Below are 21,455 nucleotides of genomic sequence, written 5' to 3'. Positions count from 1 at the left end.
CATCCTCTGGATTGCCTCACGCGCGCCCGGCTGGAAGCGTGATCATCGCTTTGAGCCCCGCGCCCGAGGCGCGGTTCTCCAGCGTCAGCGTGGCGCCCAGGCGCGCAAGGGCGATTTCGACGATCGAAAGTCCGAGGCCGGTCCCGGCGGTCTTGGTACTGCGCCCCCGATAGAAGCGCTGCGTCACCAGCGACAACTCCTCATCCGGAATGCCCGGGCCGTCATCCTCGACGGCGAGGACATTCTCGGCGATGCGCGACCAACGCACCCGCCCGCCCGCGGGGCTGTGCCCGCAGGCGTTCTCATGCAGGTTGCGCAGCGCCAGCCGGACACTGCCAGGCTCGCCCAGCACGACGAGGTCATCGAGACCCGGATCGATCTCGACCATCAGCTCCGGCCATCTCCGCTCGCCATCGATCTCGCGCAGCAGCGGACCGACGCGAATGCGCTGCCGGTCGGAGCCGGCGGCATCGGCATCGAGCCTGGCAAGCGTGAGCAGCTGGCTGATCAGCCGGGCCGTCCGATCCACCCCCTGCACGATCCTGTCGAGCGCCGAAAGGCGCATCGCGTCGCTATCGGCGGCCTTCGCGATCTGCGCCTGCATGCGGATGCCCGCGAGCGGCGTTCGTAGCTCGTGCGCGGCGAAGGCGGTGATCTCGCGCTCGTGCCGCCTGGCCTGGTCGAGGCGTCGGAACAGCCCGTTCAGCGCGTCGGTGAGCGGGCGGATCTCTCTGACCGCATTGGCGCCGACAGGGCTCAGATCATCGGCCGGGCGGTTCTGCAGGTCGCTGGCGATCTGCCGCAGCGGGGCAAGCCCCCTGCCGACGCTGAGCCAGATCAGCCCGGCGAAGAGCGGCAACATCAGCAATGTCGGCGCCACCAGCCCGAGCACGAGATCCTGGACGAGCCGCTCGCGCAGGCCGAGGCGGTCGCCGACCAGCACCCGCACACCCTTGGCCGCGTCCTCGATCGCATAGACGCGCCACAGCTCGCCATTGATCACGCTGTCATGGAAGCCGCTGCCATGCGCCGAAAGCCGCTCGGCCGGCGCCGTCGTCGACGCCGCGACGAGGCGTCCGCCCAGCGACCAGATCTGGCAGGAAAGCTGACGCTCGTAGCTGCCGGTCTCGGGCGAGGCGACCGGAGGCGCGGCCGCGATCGCCGCTTGGGCGGAGGTGTCGTCCTGCACCAGCGAGGCGACCATGCGCGCCGCTTCCTGCAGGCGCGTATCGAGCACGCGCTCGAGTTCGTTCTTGGTCCCGAGATAGATCCAGCCCGTGGCGGCGAGCCAGATCAGGCTCGTGGTCGCGACCAGGATCAGGAACAGCCGGCCGCGCAGCGAGCTCATGGCGTACCCTTGAGGCGGTAGCCAAGGCCGCGCACCGTCTCGATCAATTCCCGCCCGAGCTTCTGCCTGAGATTGTGGATGTGGACCTCGATCGCGTTGCTCTCGATCTCCTCCTGCCAGCCATAGAGCCGCTCCTCCAGCTCCGCGCGCGAGCGGATGACGCCCGGCCGCTCCGCCAGCGCACGCAGCACCGCAAATTCCCGCCGCGTCACGTCGATTGTCGCCCCATTGCACGCCACGCCATGGCTGGCGGGATCGAGGACGAGGCCCGCGGCCGCGATACCAGCCATGGCCCGGCCCTCGCCACGCCGCCCGATCGCGCGCAGCCGCGCCGCGAGCTCGTCGAGATCGAAGGGCTTGCCGAGATAGTCGTCGGCGCCGCGGTCGAGCCCGGCGATGCGGTCATGGGTCTCGTCGAGCGCCGTCAGCAGCAGGATCGGGCAACGCTCGCCTTGCGCCCGCAGGTCCCGGAGCAGATCGAGGCCCGAACCGTCCGGCAGCATGATATCGAGCACCATCGCGTCGAAGGCACCGGCCGCCAGCGCATGTCGTGCATCGGCGCAGTTGCCGACCAGCTCGGCGCTCATGCCGTGCAGCTTCAACCCGACGGCGAGACCGTCGGCGAGAAGCGGGTCGTCTTCGACGATGAGCACGCGCATGTGACCTCCTCGGCCCCAGCATCCCTGCCGAGCTTAAGGCTGGCTTAAGCTGGGTAGCGCCGATGGCTCGCATCCGTCCACAGCCGGGGACGCGACGATGCGACCGCCGCGAGCCGCGATAGCGCGCTCGGCAATCAGCGCGGCGCAGTCCTCGGCAGCCGAGAAAGCCGTAAGTCCATGCACCATGATCGCCGCACCATCCTCCTCGGCTTGTCGCTTCTGGCAGCGACGCTGCCCGGATCCGCCCTGGCCGAAGCGAGCAAGATCGACGTCGAGGCGATCCTGAACGACCCGGAAGCGCCCGTTGCGGGCAACCGTGACGGCGATGTCACGGTCGTCGCCTTCCTCGATTACAACTGCCCCTACTGCAAGACATCGGCCCCGGACCTCGCCCGCATCGTCAAGGAGGATGGCAAGGTCCGGCTGGTCTACAAGGACTGGCCGGTCATCGCCGAAACCTCGGTCTATGCCGCGCAACTCGCGCTCGCTGCGACCTATCAGGGTGCCTATGAGCGCGCGCATCATGCGCTGATGGCGGCCAAGGGGCGGCTGAGCAAGGCGCAGATCTCGGCGGCGATCCAGGGCGCCGGCATCGACATGACGCGCCTCCAAGCCGATCTCGACGCCAATGGCGACAAGATCACCGCGCTGCTGCGCCGGAACCTGGCCCAGGCCGACTCGCTTGGGCTGCAGGGCACGCCGACCTATCTCGTCGGCCCGTTCCGGACCTCGACGCTCGACTACAAGGGCTTCAAGCAGGTCATTGCCGATGCCCGCGCCAAGCCGGCGTCCCAGTGAAGCCGGGCGCACGGATCATGGCCGACCAATCGCTCCCGACCCGCCGCATGGCCGGTCTGACACTCGCTCTGCTGGCGGCGGGCTGCACGACGGTCGCGCAGCGCACTGCGCCGCCGTCCGCACCCGCATCACGCTTCAGCGCACTCGATCTCAAGCGCTATGGCGCCGTCGAGAACGAGCCTTTCCGTGTCCCCGCCGTCTCGCTGGAGGATCTGCGCCCGGGCAATTTGCGCCAGCTCGTCGACTATCCGACGAGCCACCAGCCGGGCACGCTGGTCGTCGATCCCGGAGATCGCTTCCTCTACCTCGTCCAGGAGGGCGGCAAGGCGTTGCGCTACGGTGTCGGCGTGGGACGCGAGGGCCTCGAATTCACCGGTACCGCGACCGTGCAGCGCAAGGCGCAGTGGCCACGCTGGACACCGACACCCGACATGATCAAGCGCGAGCCCAAGCGCTACGCCAGGTGGTCGGGCGGGATGGCGGGCGGCGAGCACAACCCGCTGGGCGCCCGCGCGCTCTATCTGTTCAAGGACGGGCGGGATACGCTCTATCGCATCCACGGCACCAATGAGCCCGATACGATCGGAGAAGCCGTCTCTTCGGGCTGCATCCGGATGATGAACCAGGACGTGATCGACCTCTACAACCGTATCCCGAAGGGCGCGAAGGTCGTCGTCCTGCCGGCTTGAGGGGGGATCGTCGGCCGATGCCGCCGACTGCCTGATGGATGCCTCGGCCTGGAGTAATTGAGTATTGCGGAGCGGCCATTCCGTTTCGTGAGCTTGCCGATGATAACAACCTTAGATTTCAATGAAATCGTGTGAGTTCACATTCAGCATCAACCGACAGATCTGAATTTCATAATCCGTTCATTATCGATGCAATAGATATCTGGTTGGGCGACACGAAGGAGATAAAACATGAACCGACGTTCATTCGTCACGGCACTGTTTGGCGGAATCGCGGCAAGTGCTGTCGGCGCTAGCATTGCAAGCACGCCAGCCGCCGCCGCGTCCCTCGCCACCGAGGACGCCGCCAGGCTCGATGCTGCTCCGGCCGAATTCAGCCAGTACTGGCGCCGTCCGCGCCGTCGCCGGACGGTCTGCACGGTCCGGCGCAACCGCTTCGGCCGCCCCGTGCGCGTCTGCCGCACGGTCTACTACTGACGGTATTGCCCCGGCCATCAGCGCCGGGGCTCTCCTCCGTCCGGCGGACGGGAATCAGCCCGAAGGCGTTATTTCGCGGCATCGTCATTCGCCCTACCATGACCATAGGTCAGGATAGGGATCGCGAGCATGAACCGCATCACCCGAATTGCAGCTTGCGCCGGGCTTGCCATTGCCACGCTACCGGCGCAGGCGACCGAGTGGATCGGACGCTGGGGCTCGCCGGGCTGCGGCGCCGACGACACGGTGATCGCCCTCGGCCAGCAGGAGCTCGACTTCTCGACATTCGAAGCGAGCTGCCGGACGCTACGCGCACAACGCAGGCGGGATGTGTACGAGATCGCCGGGCAATGCCATGGCGAAGGGCGGCCGATGCGCGTCTCCTTCACCGTCCGCGTCGATGGCGACACGCTCTCCTTCATTCGCCAGCGTGGCTTCGATTTCAGCCCAAAGCGTTTCCGTCGCTGCCGCTGACACCGCCTCGCGGCCCTGCCTGCGCATCGTCATCCTGCAGAACTCGCCAGGCCGCTCCGTCGAGATCGGTGTACTGGCCGCTGCGCATGCACCAGAAGAAGGCGCCGAGCCCGACGAGGCCGAGGCCGAGCGCCAGCGGGAACAGGATCACGATGATGTTCATGGCCGAGCCTCCCCGTGTGCGCGGGCTCGTAGCGCATTGAGCGTCACCACCAGCGAGGAACCGGACATGGCGATGGCGGCGACCAGCGGCGTCGCCAGCCCGGCGATGGCGATCGGCACCGCGACCGCATTGTAGAGCACGGCGAACCAGAGGTTCTGCAGCATCAGCCGGCGCGCCTTGCGCGCGATCGTCAGCGCGGCGGCGACCGGCGCCAGGCTATCCCCGAGGAAGACGATGTCGGCCGCGGCCTGCGCCAGATGCGTAGCGCTGACCGGTGAGAGCGAGACATGCGCGCCCGCAAGCGCCGGCGCATCGTTGAGCCCGTCGCCGACCATCAGCACCTTGCGTCCCTGCTTCCCCATGCGCTCGAGCAGAGCGAGCTTGTCGCCCGGCATCAGGCCGGCATGCAGCTCGGTGACGTCGAGTTCGGCGGCGATCGGAGCGACCGCCTCGAACCGGTCGCCGGAGAGGATCGCGACCTGAAGCCCGGCTTTGCGCAGGGCGGCGATCGTCTCGCGCGCCTGCGGGCGCAGCGCCTGCCCGAGCGCCAGAACCGTACGGAAGGAACCCTGGCGGCAGGCGATCAGCGAGGCGCCGGGGTACAATGCCGCGACCCTCGCCGCCTCGGCCTCGGCGCCGCAGAAGGCGATACTGCCGAGACGCCGCTCATCGTCGCCCTGCCCCACCGAGAGGCCTTGCCCGCGCTCCTCACGCACATCCTCCGCCGCTCGCGAAGCATCGAGCGCACGAGCGAGCGCCTGCGCCAGCGGATGCCCGCTCGCCGCCGCGAGCGCACCGATCTCCGCTCGCCGCTCGGGGGGCAGTGCCTGCGGGTTGAGGATCTCCGGCTCGGGCAGCGTCAGGGTACCGGTCTTGTCGAAGACAGCGATGTCGGCCTCAGCGAGGCGTTCGAGCGCATCGCCCTCCTTCAGCATGATCTTGCGCTTGAACAGGCTGGAGGCCGCGACGACCTGCACGGCTGGAATCGCGAGGCCGAGCGCGCAGGGACAGGTGATGATCAGCACGGTGACGGCTATCATCAGTGCTTCCGGCCAGGGAAGGCCAAAAGCCAGCCAGCCGAGGAAGGTCGAAGCCGCCAGCGTGTGCACGACCGGGGCGTAGAGCCGCGCGGCACGATCCGACAGGCGGACATAGCGCGAGCGGTTGCCGACGGCCTGGTCCATCAGCCGGTCGATCTCGTCGAGCAGCGTGCCCTGCCCGGCCGCCTCCACCCGCACGGTCAAGGCGCCGGTCAGGTTCAGCGTGCCGGCGTGGACGCGCTGCCCGAACCCGATTTCGACCGGCGCGGTCTCGCCGGTGACGAGGCTCTGGTCGAGTTCGGAGCGGCCGGTCTCGACGATGCCATCGACCGAGACACGCTCGCCCGGCCGGACCAGCACGAGGTCCCCCGGTACGATGGCGGCGATCGGCATCACGGTCGCGCCGCCGTCGGCGGCGAGCCTCGTCGCGGTCTCGGCCTTGAGCGCGGCGAGATTGCCGGCGAGGTCGCGGGTGCGGCGTCGCATCAGCTGATCGAGATAGCGGCCGATCAGCAGGAAGAAGAGCAGCATGACCACGCCGTCGAAATAGGCGTGGCGGCCGTGGTTCCAGGTCTCGGCGACCGACATGACCAGCGCGAGCACGACGCCGATGGTGATCGGCACGTCCATATTGACGGCGCCCGCCTTCAGCGCCCGGAGCGCGCTCTCGAAGAAGGGCCGGCCGGCATAGGCCGCCGTCGGCAGCGCGATCAGGGCGGAGAGCCAGTGGAAGAAGTCGCGCGTCACCGGGTCGATATCGCCGCTATTGCCGGACCAGACCGCGACCGAGAGCAGCATGATGTTCATCGAGGCGAAGCCGGCGACGCCGAGCGCGCGCAGCAGAAAGCGCTCTTCGCTCGCCGCCCCGTCCTCCCTGCGCTCGGGCACGAAGGGATAGGCCTTGAAGCCGAGCGCGGCGAGCCTCTCGACCACCGCTTCGGGCCGCAGCAGCGCCTCGCGCCATTCGACCGAGACGCGCTTCAGCACGAGGTTGACGCGGGCGCCCACTATGGCCGGCTCGCGGGCGAGCCCGCCCTCGATCGCCTGCATGCAGCCGGCGCAGCGTATGCCGTCGACCGCCAGCTCCATGCTGGCGACGCCATCGTCGCGATGGCGCACGAAGACGGAAAGGTCCTGCGCCGCCATCTCAGCGCTCCCTGAGGGTGACACGGCTGCGCGAGACAAAGACGAGTTCCTCGCCGCGCTTGGCCTGTAATTCGAGGATCCAGGAACCGGTCTCGATCCGGTCGAAGCGCGTCTCGTAGCGCCCCGGCCGGCTCTCGCTCAGCGTCAGCTCCCGATCACGGGCGGAGGTCGCGGGATGGCGCAGGCGCGCGCTTGTGACGAAGCCGACGAGCGGACCGCCGCTGCGATCGGCCAAGGTTACGGCGAGCGTCGCCCCGTCGCCCTGCCGGACAAGCGTCGCCGCTGCGGACCAACCGCGCGCATCGCGCTCATGCTGGCGGGCGATCTCCTCGTTGAAGTGCTGGCTCGTCTCATAGGCGCTGCGGGTCTCGACGCCCGGCATGGTCCGCAGCGCCATCGTCATGATCGTCGCATTGACCGAGACGATCACGCCGAAGAACAGGATCAGCATGGCCGCGACCATGCCGCCGGTCAGTTCGAAGGACCGGCGCGGGGCGGCCGGCACGGGATTCTCGTAGGGCATGATGATGACTCCGCAGCAGCTCATGGCTGAGTTCCCGGCGCCATGAAATGATCGTCCGCGCGCACCGTCTCGCCGGCGAAGAGATCGGAGGCGGTGATGGTGATCGCCTGCGAGGCCGCAAGCGGCACGCCGGCCGGAACGGTGACGAGCACGCGTACCTCGCGCGTGGAATCGGGGTCGACGGTGACGACGGGCCGAAGATCGGCGCTTGGCGCGACACCGACCGCTTCGATCCGGATGCCCGGCAGGCCGGCGACCGTCAGGGCGAAGGGCCGGTGCTCCGGGCGCTTGTTGAGCAGGCGCACCGCATAGGCGTTGCGGATCGAGCCATCGCTCAGGGTGACGAACAACGGCGCACGCTCGTGCAGCACGGAGATGCCGGCGGTGCTGCGGGTCGCGAGCTGCCAAAGCATGGCGCCGCCGACGACGGCGATCAGCGCCAGATACGCCAGCGTGCGCAGGCGCAGCGGCCGGTAGATCGCTGCGAGCCCGGCGAGCCGGCGCTGGACGTTGCCGTCGGTGTCGTAGGCAATCAGCCGTGTCGGCCGGCCGATCTTGGTCATCACATTGTCGCAGGCGTCGATGCACAGGCCGCACTGGATGCAGTCGACCTGCGCGCCGTCGCGGATGTCGATCCCGGTCGGGCAGACCGCGACGCACTGGAAGCAGTCGATGCAGTCGCCCGCCGGCGCGCCCTCGGCCCGAAGCTTCGCCGCCTGCTTCACCGAGACGCGCAGCTCGCCGCGGTCATAGCGATAGGTGACGTTGAGCGCCTCGTCGTCGGTCAAAGCCGCCTGGATGCGCGGCCAGGGGCACATGTAGTTGCAGACCTGCTCGCGCATGATCCCGGCGAGCGTGTAGGTCGTGAAGGTCAGGATCGCGATCCAGACATAGGCCGAGAGCGGCGCAGTGAAGGTCGCAAGCTCGCGCACCAGCGTCGGCGCGTCGGCGAAGTAAAGCACCCAGGCGCCGCCGGTCCACCAGGCGATGACGAGCCAGACCGCGTGCTTGGCGCTCTTGCGCCAAAGCGTGTCGAAGCTCCACCGCTCGGCATCGCGGCGCATGCGCTCGCGCCGGTCGCCCTCGAAAAAGCGCTCGACCGCAAGGAAGAGATCGGTCCAGACCGTCTGCGGGCAGAGATAGCCGCACCAGACCCGGCCGGCGACCGCGTTCATCAGAAAGAGGACGAAGGAGGCGAGGATCAGCAGGCCGGTGAAGTAATAGACCTCCTGCGGCCAGATCTCGATGAAGAAAAAGTAGAAGCGGTTGTTGACGATATCGGCCAGCACCGCCTGATCAGGCAGATAAGGGCCGCGATCCCAGCGCAGGAAGGGCAAGAGGTAATAGATGCCCAGGCACAGGAAGAGGATGAGCCACTTCGCACGCCGGAACGGACCGGAGACGCTCTGCGGATAGACCTTCCGCGACGCCGCGAAGAGCGGAATGTCGTCAGGATCGGCCCCGGCGCTGCTCACGCTACTGCCCTCCCCCCAGCGAGTGGACATAGACGGTCAGCGCCTTGATCGTGGGGTCGTCGAGACGCCCGGCCCAGCCCGGCATCACGCCATTTCGGCTGTTGGCGATGGTCTCGGTCAGCGAGGCCATGTCCATACCGTAGAGGCTGATCGCGTCGGTCAGGTTGGGCGCACCGAGCTCCTGATTGCCCTTGCCCGTGGCGCCATGGCAGGCGGCGCAGTTGTCGGCGAATATCTTGCGCCCAAGCGGCAGGTCCGCCTTCGGTTCGGTCGAGAGGCCGGCGAGCTCGCGGACATGGCTGGCGACGGCAGCGATCTCTTCGCGCTTCAGCACGCCATCGCGTCCGAAGGCCGGCATCTGGCTGACGCGCGTGTCATTGTCGCCGGCGACGCGGATGCCATGGCGGATGGTCTGCTGGATCGCCGCGGGCGAGCCACCCCAGAGCCAGTCGTCGTCGTTGAGATTGGGATAGCCCTTGGCCCCAGCGCCGCCGATGCCGTGGCACGCCGCGCAATTGTCGCCGAAGGCGGCCTTGCCCTGCGCCATCGCGATCTGGAACAGGATCGGGTCGGCCTTGATCTGCTCAGGCGTGGCCTCAGCCATCCCGGCTGCCTGCGCGGCGCGCTGGGCCCTGAGCTTGGCCATGTCGGCGCTGATCTCGGCCCGGCTGGCATAGCCGATCACGCCCTTGGTCGTGTCGGTCAAAAGCGGCCAGGCCGGATAGACGATCCAGTAGCCGATCGACCAGACGATCGTGGCGTAGAAGATGCCGAGCCACCAGCGCGGCAGCGGCGTATTGAGCTCGCGGATACCGTCCCATTCATGGCCGGTCGTGGCCTGGCCGGTGGCGGCATCGACATGCGGATTGTCGTGCTTCTGGTCCATCGGTCAGTCCTCGCGCAGCGGGTTGAGCGCGGCTTCCTCGAAGCGGGCGCGGTTCTTCGGCCAGAAGGCGTAGACGCAGACCCCGAGGAAGACGGTGACGAAGTAGAGGAGCCCGGCGGACTGGGCGAAGCCGGCGAGCCAGTGATAGGTCGTTTGCATGGTCGGGCTCAGCGGATGTTGGCTTTGTCGTCGTAGAGCTTGAAGTCGACCATCGTGCCGAGCGCCTGCAGATAGGCGATCAGGGCGTCGGATTCGGTGATGCGCTGCGGATTGCCGTCGAAATCGCGCGACTGCGCCTTGGGATAGCGCTTTTCGAGATCGGCCTGGCCGGGATGGTCCGGCGTCGCCTGCGCTTTCAGGTCGCTTTGCGCCTGCGCGATCATCTCGTCGCTATAGGGCACGCCGCCGGCGCGGTTGGCGCGCAATTCGTCGGCGATGTCGCCGAAGGCAAGCTCGGTCTTCGCCAGGAAGGGATAGCCCGGCATGATCGACTGCGGCACGATCGCGCGCGGCTCGGACAGATGCGCCCGCTGCCATTCGTCGGAATACTTGCCGCCGACGCGGGCGAGGTCCGGCCCGGTCCGCTTCGAGCCCCACTGGAACGGCTTGTCGTACATGCTCTCGGCCGCGAGCGAGTAAGGCCCGTAGCGCTCGACCTCGTCGCGCAGCGGCCGGATCATCTGGCTGTGGCAGTTGTAGCAGCCCTCACGCACATAGATGCCGCGGCCGGCGAGCTCGAGAGGCGTGTAGGGCCGCATGCCCTGCACGGTCTCGATCGTGTTCCTGAGGTAGAAGAGCGGCGCGATCTCGACGAGGCCGCCGATCGAGATCACCAGCAGAGTGGCGATGACCAGGACGATCGAGTTGGTCTCGAAGATCTTGTGCTTCGCCCAGAGCGAGCGGCGCCGCGCCTTGTGTTCGATACTCGTCATGACGGCTCCTCAGGCGGTGGCGAGCTGGCGCGGCGACAGCGCATGGGCTTCTGGCGTGTCGGCGGCCTCCTCGCAGCGCACGGTCATCCAGAGATTGAAGGCCATGATCAGCGCGCCGATCAGGAAGAGCGTGCCGCCCAGCGCCCGGATCACGTAGAACGGGTGCATCGCCGCGACGGTCTCGATGAAGGCGTATTCGAGGAAGCCGAGCGAGGTGTAGGCCCGCCACATCAGGCCCTGCAGGATCCCTGAGACCCACATCGCCGTGATGTAGAAGACGATGCCGAGGGTCGAGACCCAGAAGTGCCAGCTCACCAGCCTGAGCGAGTAGAGCCCCTTGCGGTTCCACAGCCAGGGCACCAGGCAGTAGATCGCGCCGAAGGAGATATAGGCGACCCAGCCGAGCGCACCGGCATGGACATGGCCGATGGTCCAGTCGGTGTAGTGCGAGAGACCGTTCACCGCCTTGATCGACATCAGCGGCCCCTCGAAGGTCGCCATGCCGTAGAAGGCGAGCGAGACCACCATCATCCGCAGCACGGGATCGGTGCGCAGCCGGTCCCAGGCGCCCGACAGGGTCATGATCCCATTGATCATGCCGCCCCAGGAGGGCATCCACAGCATGATCGAGAAGGTCATGCCGAGCGTCTGCGCCCAGTCAGGCAGCGCCGTGTAGTGGAGATGGTGCGGTCCGGCCCAGATGTAGATGAAGATCAGGGCCCAGAAATGGATGATCGAGAGCCGGTAGCTGTAGATCGGCCGCTCCGCGCGCTTGGGTACGAAATAGTACATGATCGCGAGGAAGCCGGCGGTCAGGAAGAAACCGACCGCGTTGTGGCCGTACCACCACTGGAACATCGCATCCTGCACGCCCGACCACAGGCCGTAGGACTTCGGCGACAGGACCGAGACCGGTACCGCAACATTGTTGCCGATGTGCAGGACCGCGATGGTCAGGATGAAGCCGAGATAGAACCAGTTCGCCACATAGATATGCGGCTCCCGACGCTTCCTCAGCGTGCCCAGGAAGACCAGGAGATAGGTGACCCAGACGACGGTCAGCCAGAGATCGGCATACCATTCCGGCTCGGCGTATTCCTTGCTCTGGGTGATCCCGAGCAGATAGCCGGTGCCGGCAATGATGATGAAAAGGTTGTAGCCGAGCACGACGAACCAGGGCGAGAGGTCGCCGGCGAGGCGGGCCCGGCAGGTGCGCTGGACGACGTAGAAGGACGTACCGATCAGGACGTTGCCGCCGAAGGCGAAGACCACCGCCGAGGTGTGCAGCGGGCGCATCCGGCCGAAATTGGTCCAGGGCAGGTCGAAGTTCAGCCCTGGAAAGGCGAGTTGCAGCGCGATGATCAATCCGACGGCGAAACCGGCGATGCCCCAGACCATCGAGGCGACGGTCGCGAATTTGACCGGGCCCATATTGTAGTTGGGCTTGCCGTCGATCTCCTGCGGCGGGACCGCGGGCGAACCGTCGAAGCAGCGATTGCCGATCAGGATCATGCTGGCCACGGCCACGGCCGCCCCGAGCAGGGCGTGGAAGGCGTAGCCGGAGTTCTCGGTCAGCGCGCCGATCATGATCAGCGGCAGCACGCAGGCTCCCGCGATCAGCATCCCGATCATCTCACCGACCGTCATTGCCCTGACAGGGCTCGTCGTCGCCGTCACCACTGACTCCCGCTCATCGCGGGCGCATGGGTCGCGCCCTCAGTGGGAGGCTTAGCGGCCGGCCGGCCGGGGGGCTTTGATCCAGGTCAAGGGTAGGAAGGGGCCGACTGTGACGCGATGGCGCAGCTCACGCCGCGACGGCGTTCATCCGTTCGGGGTTCATCACGCGCACGCCGCCGGGCACGATCAGGATTGTCTTGTCCTTGGCCAGGCGTGTGAAGGTGCGGCTCACCGTCTCGATCGTCAGGCCGAGGAAATCGGCGATGTCCTGCCGGGTCATCGGCAGGGGCACCGTCACGGAAGGCTTGCCGAGCCGGGCCCAGCGCTGCTGCATGCCGAGCAGGAAGCAGATCAGCTTCTCTTCGGCTGTCCGGCGGCCGAGCAGCATCATCTGCTCATGGGCGAGCGTCAGCTCATGGGTCGCGAATTCGTGCAGGCGCTTCAGCAGATGCGGCTTGGCGTCGACCAGCGCGGTATAGGCGCCGCGCGAGAACGCGCAGACCGCGACATCGCCGATCGCATCGGCCGAGAAGCCGTAGGCATCGCGCATGGCGAGCCCGAGGAAATCGCCCGGCAGCGCAAAGCCGACCACCTGCCGGCGCCCATCGGAGAGCAACTGGTAGAGACGCACCACGCCGCTGGTGACGTTGTAGACGCAATGCGCCTCGGCTCCTTGCGTGAACAGCGTGTCGCCGGACGAAAAATGCGTCGGCGTGGCCAGCGATTCCAGCAGCGCGAGTTCGTCACCCGTCAGCGAGGCGCAGACGCTGACCAGGCGGACCATGCAGGTGCGGCATCCGCTCTCGCCGCGGGCAGCGGCGCCACACGCCGAGGGCTGACAGTTCACGATCGTACCTTCCTGCTCATGCGCGGAGCTTATCGCATGCGCGAAGGCCGACAAAGCGTGTGCCCTGCCGCAGGCCTGCGAATTTGATCCAGATCAATGCGGCAACAGGCCCTGCGCAACGAGGTTGCTGCCTCGAAACTGGGGAGAGCCGCACGTGATGGGCGATGACATCTTCGAAGTCGCGCGCATCGTGCCGGGCAGCGCCGACACGGTCTATCGGCTCGTCGCCCTGCTGCACCCCGAGGTCACGCCGGATGGCTGGGCCGCCTTCGTGCGCGACCACTCCCAGGATGGGGTACAGCCATCGGGCGTCTTCGCCCTGCGGGACGCCCGCCGCATGCCGCACGCATTGTTCGGCTTCCGCATCGGGCGGACGATCGCGGGCGGCACGACGCTGGAAATCTCCGAAATCGCCATGCTGCGCCTGCCCGGGACCTGCCTCGTCGACGCGCTGCTGCGCTTCGCCAATCAGCTCGCGGCGCAGCTCGACCTGCCGCGCATCGCGATCTCGCTGGAACGCTCGGCCGCCTGGCCGCAGGATCATGACGCGTTTCAGCGCTGCGGCTTCCAGATCGACCGCGTGATGGTCCTCGGCCGTGCCCGGCTTGAGCCGGCAGCCTGATCGCCCGGAGCAGTCAGCGGAGGCGTATGGCGGGTCTGCGGTCGGAGCTGCTTGAAAACAATGAGACAATGCATGCCGGCGAACCGGATTCGCCGGATATGGTCTGGGAGCGGCCGGTCCTACAGCCGCCATCGATTGGTCGCCCACCAGGCAGCCGCCGCGAGGGCGACCATGCCGAGCGCGACAAGAAGCGCTTCGCCTATCGGGCCGGCTCCTTCCGTGCATCCATGAAGTTCGCGAACCACGCGCCGTCACTGCTCCCCCCGGAGCCCTCGCGCTGCGCTGCCGTCACCCGGCACAGCAGCTCGATCTCTTCGAAGGACAGATCATAGAACGGCAGCAGCATCGGATTGCCCACGATCGATCGATCGGTCTCGGCCGCAACCTCGCCGTCCATGAACATCTCCCCCTTTGCAATCGCGCTCGAATCCGCTTCCTCGGAGCTCACCGAAGCAACAGCAATCGTCTGCGCGCCGCCACACCCAAATGGGGGGTGGCGGATATTATTGTTCCTTATGGTACCGATTTCGGCGAATTCGCATAGACCCCTCGGCACCCGCGCATCTTGAACCGGGGCGATCCCGGCGCCAGATGGCGCGGGCGTCGCCGATCCGGCGCAATGCAAAGCTCGGACCCGCCCATGCCCGCCTCTCTCCAGCTCGGCCTCGACACCTTCGGCGACGTCACCGCCGGCCCGGACGGCACACTGCTGCCGCATGCGCAGGTGATCCGCGACCTCGTCGAGCAGGCCGTGCTCGCCGACGAGATCGGCATCGATTTCTTCGGCATTGGCGAGCATCATCGCGCCGATTTCGCGGTGTCCTCGCCCGAGACCGTGCTCGCCGGCATTGCCACCCGCACCAGCCGCATCCGCCTCGGCTCGGCCGTCACCGTGCTAAGCTCGGACGATCCGATCCGCGTCTTCCAGCGCTTCTCGACGGTCAATGCGCTCTCGAACGGCCGCGCCGAGGTCATCCTCGGACGTGGCTCATTCACCGAATCCTTCCCGCTCTTCGGTTTCGATCTGCGGCAATACGAGGTGCTGTTCGAGGAGAAGCTCGACCTCTTCGTCGAGCTGATCCGCAAGAAGAACGTGACCTGGAAAGGCAGCCTGCGGCCACCGCTGGAGAACCAGCAGGTCTTCCCGCCGATCGAGACGGGCGAGCTGACGACCTGGATCGGCGTCGGTGGCAGCCCGGAATCGGTGGTGCGGGCAGCCCGCTACGACCTGCCGCTGATGCTCGCCATCATCGGCGGCCCGGCGCAGCGCTTCGCGCCCTACGCCCAGCTCTACCGCGACGCGATGGGCCGGCTCGGCCAAGGCGAACGGCCGATCGGCGTGCACTCGCCGGGCTATGTCGCGGCGACGGATGAGCAAGCCGCCGAGGAGTTCTTCCCGGCCTACAAGGCGATGCGCGACCGGATTGGCGCCGAGCGTGGCTGGGGGCCGATGTCGCGCGAGGAGTTCGAACGCGAGGTTTCGGGCGGCTCACTCTATCTCGGCTCGCCGCAAACCGTCGCCCGCAAGATCGCGGCGACGGTCAAGGCACTCGGCCTCCGGCGCTTCCAGCTCAAGATCAGCGCCGGGCCGCTCTCGCAGGACAAGCTGCTGCGCTGCATCGAGCTTTATGGGCGGGAGGTCATTCCGATGGTGCACGAGCTGCTCGCCGCCTGATATCGGATCTCGCCAGGCACGACATCGCATTCAGGCGATCGAGCAGCCTCGGCGCCGCCCCTCCCAACCCTCCCCCGTCCGGGAGAGGGCTCCCGCGTCCTTCCACCTCACGCCGGAGCAAACCAAACCGCCTCTCTCTCCCGGAACGGGGGAGAGATGGAGAGGGGGCTGCGCCAACCTCAATCAGCTCGCGATGAGGCGAACCTGGTGCGAGCCGGCATGAGCCCCTGGTCACTTCCAGTCCGGCCGCCACCTCGCGAACTCTGCCTTGGTTTCGGCATTGGCCGGGTAGAGGCCGAAGATGCCGTGCCCTTCCCGGACCTTCATCTCGACGAAGTCCTCATAGGCGGTCTGCTCATAGGCCTCGGCCGCGACCTCGTTGGCGATGCCGGCCGGGATCACGCAGACGCCTTCGCCGTCGCCGACGACGATGTCGCCGGGATAGACCGGCACGTCGCCGCAGCCGATCGGCGCGTTGAGGTCGAGCGCGTGGTGGTGGATCAGGTTGGTCGGCGCGCTCGGGCGGTTGTGGTAGGCAGGAAAGCCGAGCGCCGCGATGTCCGGGCTGTCGCGGAAGCCGCCATCGCTGACGATGCCGGCGACGCCGCGCTGCATCAGGCGTGTCACCAGGATGCAGCCGGCCGAGGCCGCCCGCGCATCCTTGCGGCTGTCGATCACCATGACATGGCCCGCGGGGCAGGTCTCGACCGCGACGCGTTGCGGATGCTGCGTGCCCTCGAACACGCTGAGATGGTCGAGATCTTCGCGCGCCGGGATGTAGCGCAGCGTGAAGGCCTCGCCGACCATACGCGGCGCGGTCGGGGACAGCGGCCGCACATCCTGGATGAACTGGTTGCGCAGGCCGCGCTTGAACAGCGCAGTGGTCAGGGTCGCGGTCGAGACACGCTTCAGCTTCTCGCGGTTCTCGGGGGTCAGGGTGGTCATGCGGCTTTGTCCTGTCGATCTGTCGCTTGCAGTGATGATCCCGGCGCCATGCTGGCTGTCATTCTCGGGCTTGACCCGAGAATCTCATGCCCAGATGCCACTGGTTTCCGAGATGGTCGGGTCAAGCCCGACCATGACGCCGACCAGCATCGCTCATTCGATCTTCACATTCGCCTTCTGCGCCACCTCGGCCCAGCGCTTGGTCTCGCTGGCGATATGGGCGGTAAATTCGGCCTGGCTCGAGCCGACCGGATCGACACCGAGCTTCTTGAGCTGCTCGATCACCGCCGGCTCGCGCATGATGGCCTGCGTCTCGCTCGAGAGTTTGGCGACGATCTCCGGCGGCACCTTCGACGGCGCGAAGAAGCCGTGCCAGGAGCTGGCATCGTAGCCTGGAATGAACTCGGACAGCGCCGGCAGGTCAGGGGCGACGGCGAGCCGCTTCGGCGTCGCTGTGGCGAGCGCCCGGATCTTGCCGGCTTCGACGTGCGGCCAGGCGATGGTGATGTTGTCGAAGGTGATCTGGATCTGGCCGGAGAGCAGGTCCTGCGTCACCTGTCCGCTCGAACGATAGGGCACATGCACCATGTCGGTGCCGGTCGAGACCTTGAACAGCTCGGCGGCCATATGGGTCGAGGTGCCGGCACCCGAGGAGCCGAAGGAGTACTTGCCCGGATTCGCCTTTAGCAGCGCGATCAGCTCCGGCACCGTCTTGGCCGGCAGATCGAGGTTGACCATCAGGATGTTCGGCACGCTTGCGAGCTGCGAGATTGGCGCGAAGTCCTTGATGTGGTCATAGGGCATCTTCGTATAGACCGCCGGGTTGATCGCATGGCTCGAAACCGTGCCCAGCGTCAGCGTGTAACCGTCGGGCTCCGATCGTGCGACCCCTGCCGCCCCGGTGTTACCGCCGGCCCCGACGCGGTTCTCGATGATGAATTTGCCATTCAGTCTGGCACTGAGCCGATCCGCCACGATGCGGCCGAGCAGGTCGGTTGTTCCGCCCGCGGCAAACGGCACGACGATGGTGACGACCCTGCCTCCAGGATAAGCGCCCTGTGCCAAGGCCGGGGTACAGGCCGGTGCGGCCAGCATGGCGCCGGCTCCGGCGAGCAGGCTGCGGCGTGTGATCGATGTCATCCAATCCTCCCTCGTCATTATCCATCCGGCCGATGCCGTTCCGGCGTCTTGCGGCCGTCTTGTCCGACTGCATAGCACGCAATTCCAGATTTTAAATCTGAAATTTCAGACTTGATGTCGCTTGCGCTTTGTGGTGTCTGGTGGGGCAATGGCGACTAGCCGTGCGTGAGTAGAATCGCGGCACGGCACGCCAGGGGAACCCGGATGTCAGAAGCGCTCGCGATCGAACCCGTCTCGCCGCATTTGCTGCGCTCCCTGCGCGAGCACGTGCATGAGCGCCTGCGCCGGGCGATCGTCGCCGGCAACTTCCGCAAGGGCGAGCGGCTGAACGAGCGCCAGCTCGCCGACATGCTCGGCGTCTCGACCACGCCGGTGAAGGACGCGATCCGCATGCTGGAGAGCGAAGGACTGGTCCGGACGGAGGCCCGCCGCGGCGTCTTCGTCGAGTTCTCGGCCCGCCAGGCGCTGGAAATGGCACTCGGCCGCGCCGCGCTCGAAAGCGTCATGACCCATATCGCCGCCAACCGGATCGGTGCCGGCGAGATCGCCGAGATGGCCCGCCTGATCGACGAGATGGCGCATGCGACCGAGCACAGCGCGCTCGAAGACCTCGTCAACCTGAACGAGGCCTATCACGGCATGATTCACCGCATCTCGGGCTGCGCCTATCTCGAGCGCCGGCTCGACGGCCAGCGCATGTACGACCATGCCCAGCGCATCGCCCTGCTCGCCGAGCCGACCGAGCGGCGCCAGGGCTATGTCGAGCACAAGGGCATTTTCGAAGCGCTCGCGGCCCGAGATCCGGCGCGCGCCGAGCAGAGGATGCGGAGCCACATCGTCCGCTCCGCCAAGAGCCATGTGCGCCAGGTCTTCGGCGCCGATGCAGAGGGTTTGGCCTATGACGAATGATCGCGTGCGTAGCGCACTGCGCGGCATTTCCGGCGTACATGTCACCGCCTGGAAGGGCGATGGCGAGGCCGACTGGGCGCTGACCGGCAAGATCGTCGCGCGCATCGCGCAGGCCGGCATCCACAACATCGTCTCGGCCGGCAATACCGGCGAATTCTACCCGATGACCACGGACGAGGTGGTGCGCAGCCACGCCGTAGCGGCAGAGGCCGCAGCCGGCAAGGCGCTGGTCACCGCCGGCATCGGAAGGTCTTTGCGGGAGGCAATCGCGACCGGCAAGCTCGCCGCCAAGGCCGGCTGCGACGCGGTGATGGTGCATCACCCGCTCGATCCCTTCGCCGCCCCGCAGAGCCAGGCCGACTACATCCTCGCCATCGCCGAGGCGCTGGATATCCCGCTCGTCGCCTATATTCGCTCCGATGCGATCGGTGTGAAAGATCTCGCCCGCGTCGCGACCCACCCCAATGTCGCCGGCGTCAAGTTCGCCTCGCCGAACATGATGCTGCTGGCCGAATGCGTCCGCGCCACGCAAGGCTCAAGCGCCAACTGGATCTGCGGCCTCGCCGAGGGCTGGGCCGCGCCCTTCCACGCGCTCGGCGCCCGCGGCTTCACCTCCGGCCTCGTCAATGTCGCGCCCGAACGCTCGCTTGCGATCTGGAGGGCGTTGGAGGCCAACGACTACGACCTCGCCCGCCGCCTGGTCGACGATATTGCCGGCTTCGAGACGCTGCGGACGAAGTATGGCAACGGCGCCAACGTCACCGTGGTCAAGGAAGCGCTCGGCCTGCTCGGCACCAAGGTCGGCCCCGTGCGCCTGCCGGGCCTGCCGGAGCTGAACGAGAGCGAGCGCGCCGAACTCCGCAAGATCGTCGGGAGCTGGGGCTCGCAGCGGGCGGCGGCGGAATAGAGGCTCGCCGTCATTCTCGGCCGGAGCGCAGCGCAGAGCCGAGAATCTCAGGACCAGATGGCACTGGTTTCCGAGATGGTCGGGTCAAGCCCGACCATGACGCCACCGGCCCGCTTACCTGATTAGAACACCAAGAATTCGAGGAAACGCCGATGTCCCATCCCCGCAAGACGCCCGACACATTGCGCTCCAAGCGCTGGTTCGGCGCCAGCGACCTGCGCTCCTTCGGGCATCGCTCGCGGGCGCTGCAGATGGGCCTCAACCATGACGAGTTCATGGGCAAGCCGGTGATCGGCATCCTCAACACCTGGTCCGAGATCAACCCCTGCCACACCCATCTGCGCGACCGCGCCGAGGCGGTGAAGCGCGCTGTCTGGGCCGCCGGCGGCTTCCCGGTCGAGATCCCCGTGATGTCGGCCTCCGAACAGTACCAGAAGCCGACGACCATGCTCTATCGCAACTTCCTGGCGATGGAGGCGGAGGAATCGATCCGCTCGCATCCGCTTGACGGCGCCGTGCTGCTCGGCGGCTGTGACAAGTCGACCCCAGCCCTGATCATGGGCGCCTGCAGCGCCGGCCTGCCCTTCATCTTCGTGCCCGCCGGGCCGATGCTGCGCGGCAACTGGGCCGGCAAGACGCTCGGCTCGGGCGCCGATGTCTGGAAGTACTGGGCCGAGAAGGAGGCCGGCAACATCACCGACGGCCAATGGCGCGAGATGGAGAGCGGTATCGCCCGCTCGCACGGCACCTGCATGGTGATGGGCACGGCCGCGACCATGATGAGCCATGCCGAGGTCCTCGGCCTGACCCTCCCCGGCGCCTCCGCCATCCCCGCCGCCGACGCCGCCCATCCGCGCATGGCGGCGGCCTCCGGCAAGCGCATCGTCGAGATGGTCTGGGAGGACCTGACGCCTGATCGCATCCTGACCCGTGAGAGCTTCGAGAACGCGCTCACCGTCCACATGGCGGTCGCCGGCTCGACCAACGCCATCATCCATCTCGTCGCCATGGCCGGCCGCGCCGGCGTGCCGCTGACCCCGGATGATTTCGACGCCTTCTCGCGCAAGGTCCCGGTGATCGCCAACCTGCGCCCCTCCGGCGAGTTCCTGATGGAGGATTTCTTCTACGCCGGCGGCCTGCCTGCCCTGCTGAAGCAGCTCGAGAGCAAGCTCCACACCGATGCCATGACCGTGACCGGCAAGCCGCTTTCCGAGACGATCGCGCTCGCGACCGTCTATGACGACAACGTCATCCGCCCGCTCGACAAGGCCGTGTCCACCGCCAATGGACTAGCGGTGCTGAAGGGCAACCTCGCTCCCGATGGCTGCGTCATCAAGCCCTCCGCGGCCGAGGAGCGCCTGCTCAAGCATTCCGGCCCAGCCCTCGTCTTCGAGGACTATGATGCGATGATGAAAGCGGTGAACGACGAGAACCTCGACGTCACCGCCGACCACGTCATGGTGCTGAAGAATTGCGGCCCCGTCGGCGGCCCCGGCATGCCGGAATGGGGCATGCTGCCGATCCCGAAGAAGCTCCTGAAGCAGGGCGTGCGCGACATGCTGCGGCTCTCCGACGCCCGCATGTCCGGCACCAGCTACGGCGCCTGCGTGCTCCACATCGCGCCCGAGGCCTATATCAAGGGCCCACTGGCGGCCGTACAGACCGGCGACATCATCACAGTCGATGTCGAGGCGCGCACGATTTCGGTCGCGCTCAGCGATGCCGAGATCGCGGCGAGGCTCGCAGTCTGGTCGCCGCCCGACCGCGACTACCCGCGCGGCTGGGGCAAGATGTCCGCCGCCCATATCCAGCAGGCCGACAAGGGCTGCGATTTCGACTATCTCACCGGCACGGCAAAGGTGGCGGAACCGGAAATCCATTGATCGGCACGCTCCGGCTTCACGTCATCGCCGCCGCGCTTTACGGTCGCGTCGGCGATGACGGCGGGGCGGGCGATGATCCGTTCAAAGCCGGATCGCGTGGACACCGCAGTCGCCTCTCAGGTTTCAGCTCCGGAGCTAGAGCGTTTCCGGTTTCGGTTGAATCGATTGTGATGTGACGAGAAGCGAGCCGCCTGCTTCAATCTGTGCCGGCTGAGCCGCAAAGAAGCTTAGGCCCGGCGA

At 67.1% G+C, this 21,455-nt stretch carries 22 protein-coding genes and 1 pseudogene; 9 read left to right on the top strand and 14 right to left on the bottom strand.

The window, feature by feature from the left end; all coding sequences use genetic code 11:
- Positions 1–16: 16 nt before the first annotated feature.
- Together ASE66_RS19765 and ASE66_RS19760 are read right to left on the bottom strand one after the other, a co-directional pair.
- Positions 17–1,348, bottom strand: a complete 1,332-nt coding sequence (locus ASE66_RS19765; RefSeq protein ID WP_057191422.1) for an ATP-binding protein — start codon at positions 1,346–1,348, stop codon at positions 17–19.
- Positions 1,345–2,007, bottom strand: coding sequence for a response regulator transcription factor (locus ASE66_RS19760; protein ID WP_057191421.1), 663 nt, complete (start codon positions 2,005–2,007; stop codon positions 1,345–1,347). The genes ASE66_RS19765 and ASE66_RS19760 overlap by 4 nt, the downstream gene beginning before the upstream one ends.
- A gap of 177 nt (positions 2,008–2,184) precedes the next feature.
- On the opposite strand from ASE66_RS19760, the gene ASE66_RS19755 reads away from it, so the two are divergent.
- The 4 genes and pseudogenes from ASE66_RS19755 (at position 2,185) to ASE66_RS19740 (ending at position 4,445) form a co-directional block, all read left to right on the top strand.
- On the top strand, positions 2,185–2,805 hold the full coding sequence (locus tag ASE66_RS19755) for a DsbA family protein (protein ID WP_057191420.1): 621 nt from the start codon (positions 2,185–2,187) through the stop codon (positions 2,803–2,805).
- Between the two features lie 149 nt (positions 2,806–2,954).
- Positions 2,955–3,485: pseudogene (locus ASE66_RS19750) on the top strand (L,D-transpeptidase); the annotation flags it as partial.
- 240 nt (positions 3,486–3,725) lie between these two features.
- Positions 3,726–3,971, top strand: coding sequence for a hypothetical protein (locus tag ASE66_RS19745; RefSeq protein WP_057191419.1), 246 nt, complete (start codon positions 3,726–3,728; stop codon positions 3,969–3,971).
- A 129-nt stretch (positions 3,972–4,100) separates the two neighbouring features.
- Positions 4,101–4,445: a hypothetical protein gene (locus tag ASE66_RS19740; RefSeq protein ID WP_057191418.1), complete on the top strand. Its 345-nt coding sequence runs from the start codon at positions 4,101–4,103 to the stop codon at positions 4,443–4,445.
- On the opposite strand, the gene ccoS is transcribed toward ASE66_RS19740, so the two are convergent.
- The 9 genes from ccoS to ASE66_RS19695 all read right to left on the bottom strand — a co-directional run bounded on the left by ccoS (position 4,414) and on the right by ASE66_RS19695 (position 13,071).
- On the bottom strand, positions 4,414–4,608 hold the full coding sequence (gene ccoS, locus ASE66_RS19735; protein WP_057191417.1) for a cbb3-type cytochrome oxidase assembly protein CcoS: 195 nt from the start codon (positions 4,606–4,608) through the stop codon (positions 4,414–4,416). The two genes, ASE66_RS19740 and ccoS, sit on opposite strands and share 32 nt — an antisense overlap.
- Positions 4,605–6,794, bottom strand: a complete 2,190-nt coding sequence (locus ASE66_RS19730) for a heavy metal translocating P-type ATPase (protein ID WP_057191416.1) — start codon at positions 6,792–6,794, stop codon at positions 4,605–4,607. Before ASE66_RS19730 ends, ccoS begins: the two co-directional genes overlap by 4 nt.
- Position 6,795: 1 nt before the next feature.
- Positions 6,796–7,341 carry a FixH family protein gene (locus ASE66_RS19725; RefSeq protein ID WP_057191415.1) on the bottom strand — a complete coding sequence of 182 codons (546 nt, stop codon included), beginning with the start codon at positions 7,339–7,341 and terminating at the stop codon, positions 6,796–6,798.
- Entirely contained in the window at positions 7,338–8,792 is a 1,455-nt protein-coding gene (gene ccoG, locus ASE66_RS19720; RefSeq protein WP_244494993.1) for a cytochrome c oxidase accessory protein CcoG, read from the bottom strand. The genes ASE66_RS19725 and ccoG overlap by 4 nt, the downstream gene beginning before the upstream one ends.
- Position 8,793: 1 nt before the next feature.
- Positions 8,794–9,678, bottom strand: a complete 885-nt coding sequence (gene ccoP, locus ASE66_RS19715; protein ID WP_057191413.1) for a cytochrome-c oxidase, cbb3-type subunit III — start codon at positions 9,676–9,678, stop codon at positions 8,794–8,796.
- 3 nt (positions 9,679–9,681) lie between these two features.
- The gene (locus ASE66_RS19710; RefSeq protein ID WP_057191412.1) at positions 9,682–9,837 is read right to left on the bottom strand and encodes a cbb3-type cytochrome c oxidase subunit 3; all 156 of its coding nucleotides are present in this window, start codon (positions 9,835–9,837) and stop codon (positions 9,682–9,684) included.
- Between the two features lie 8 nt (positions 9,838–9,845).
- Positions 9,846–10,610: a cytochrome-c oxidase, cbb3-type subunit II gene (ccoO, locus tag ASE66_RS19705; RefSeq protein WP_057191411.1), complete on the bottom strand. Its 765-nt coding sequence runs from the start codon at positions 10,608–10,610 to the stop codon at positions 9,846–9,848.
- Between the two features lie 9 nt (positions 10,611–10,619).
- The gene (ccoN, locus tag ASE66_RS19700) at positions 10,620–12,197 is read right to left on the bottom strand and encodes a cytochrome-c oxidase, cbb3-type subunit I (protein WP_244495018.1); all 1,578 of its coding nucleotides are present in this window, start codon (positions 12,195–12,197) and stop codon (positions 10,620–10,622) included.
- Between the two features lie 217 nt (positions 12,198–12,414).
- Positions 12,415–13,071, bottom strand: coding sequence for a cyclic nucleotide-binding domain-containing protein (locus ASE66_RS19695; RefSeq protein ID WP_082613592.1), 657 nt, complete (start codon positions 13,069–13,071; stop codon positions 12,415–12,417).
- A 220-nt stretch (positions 13,072–13,291) separates the two neighbouring features.
- On the opposite strand from ASE66_RS19695, the gene ASE66_RS19690 reads away from it, so the two are divergent.
- Positions 13,292–13,756: a hypothetical protein gene (locus ASE66_RS19690; RefSeq protein WP_057191409.1), complete on the top strand. Its 465-nt coding sequence runs from the start codon at positions 13,292–13,294 to the stop codon at positions 13,754–13,756.
- 199 nt (positions 13,757–13,955) lie between these two features.
- Here the strand turns inward: ASE66_RS19690 and ASE66_RS19685 are convergent, their stop codons facing one another.
- Positions 13,956–14,153, bottom strand: a complete 198-nt coding sequence (locus ASE66_RS19685; RefSeq protein WP_156412250.1) for a hypothetical protein — start codon at positions 14,151–14,153, stop codon at positions 13,956–13,958.
- A gap of 243 nt (positions 14,154–14,396) precedes the next feature.
- Between ASE66_RS19685 and ASE66_RS19680 the strand changes: the two genes are divergently transcribed.
- A complete protein-coding gene (locus ASE66_RS19680) occupies positions 14,397–15,431 on the top strand; it encodes an LLM class flavin-dependent oxidoreductase (RefSeq protein WP_057191915.1) in 1,035 nt (344 codons plus the stop codon).
- 231 nt (positions 15,432–15,662) lie between these two features.
- On the opposite strand, the gene ASE66_RS19675 is transcribed toward ASE66_RS19680, so the two are convergent.
- On the bottom strand, positions 15,663–16,376 hold the full coding sequence (locus ASE66_RS19675) for a ribonuclease activity regulator RraA (RefSeq protein ID WP_200964622.1): 714 nt from the start codon (positions 16,374–16,376) through the stop codon (positions 15,663–15,665).
- Between the two features lie 153 nt (positions 16,377–16,529).
- Complete coding sequence (locus ASE66_RS19670) at positions 16,530–17,516, bottom strand: Bug family tripartite tricarboxylate transporter substrate binding protein (RefSeq protein WP_057191407.1); 987 nt, start codon at positions 17,514–17,516, stop codon at positions 16,530–16,532.
- Positions 17,517–17,720: 204 nt separating this feature from the next.
- On the opposite strand from ASE66_RS19670, the gene ASE66_RS19665 reads away from it, so the two are divergent.
- The 3 genes from ASE66_RS19665 (at position 17,721) to araD (ending at position 21,215) form a co-directional block, all read left to right on the top strand.
- Positions 17,721–18,425 (top strand): GntR family transcriptional regulator, encoded by a 705-nt coding sequence (locus ASE66_RS19665; RefSeq protein ID WP_244494992.1) that lies wholly within the window; start codon positions 17,721–17,723, stop codon positions 18,423–18,425.
- A complete protein-coding gene (locus tag ASE66_RS19660) occupies positions 18,415–19,332 on the top strand; it encodes a dihydrodipicolinate synthase family protein (RefSeq protein WP_057191406.1) in 918 nt (305 codons plus the stop codon). The genes ASE66_RS19665 and ASE66_RS19660 overlap by 11 nt, the downstream gene beginning before the upstream one ends.
- A gap of 152 nt (positions 19,333–19,484) precedes the next feature.
- The gene (araD, locus tag ASE66_RS19655) at positions 19,485–21,215 is read left to right on the top strand and encodes an L-arabinonate dehydratase (protein ID WP_057191405.1); all 1,731 of its coding nucleotides are present in this window, start codon (positions 19,485–19,487) and stop codon (positions 21,213–21,215) included.
- Positions 21,216–21,455 lie beyond the last annotated feature (240 nt).

Source organism: Allobosea sp. Root483D1 (assembly GCF_001429505.1).
In the GTDB taxonomy this organism is placed as follows: Bacteria; Pseudomonadota; Alphaproteobacteria; order Rhizobiales; family Beijerinckiaceae; genus Allobosea.
This window is presented reverse-complemented; position numbering and strand designations above follow the sequence as displayed.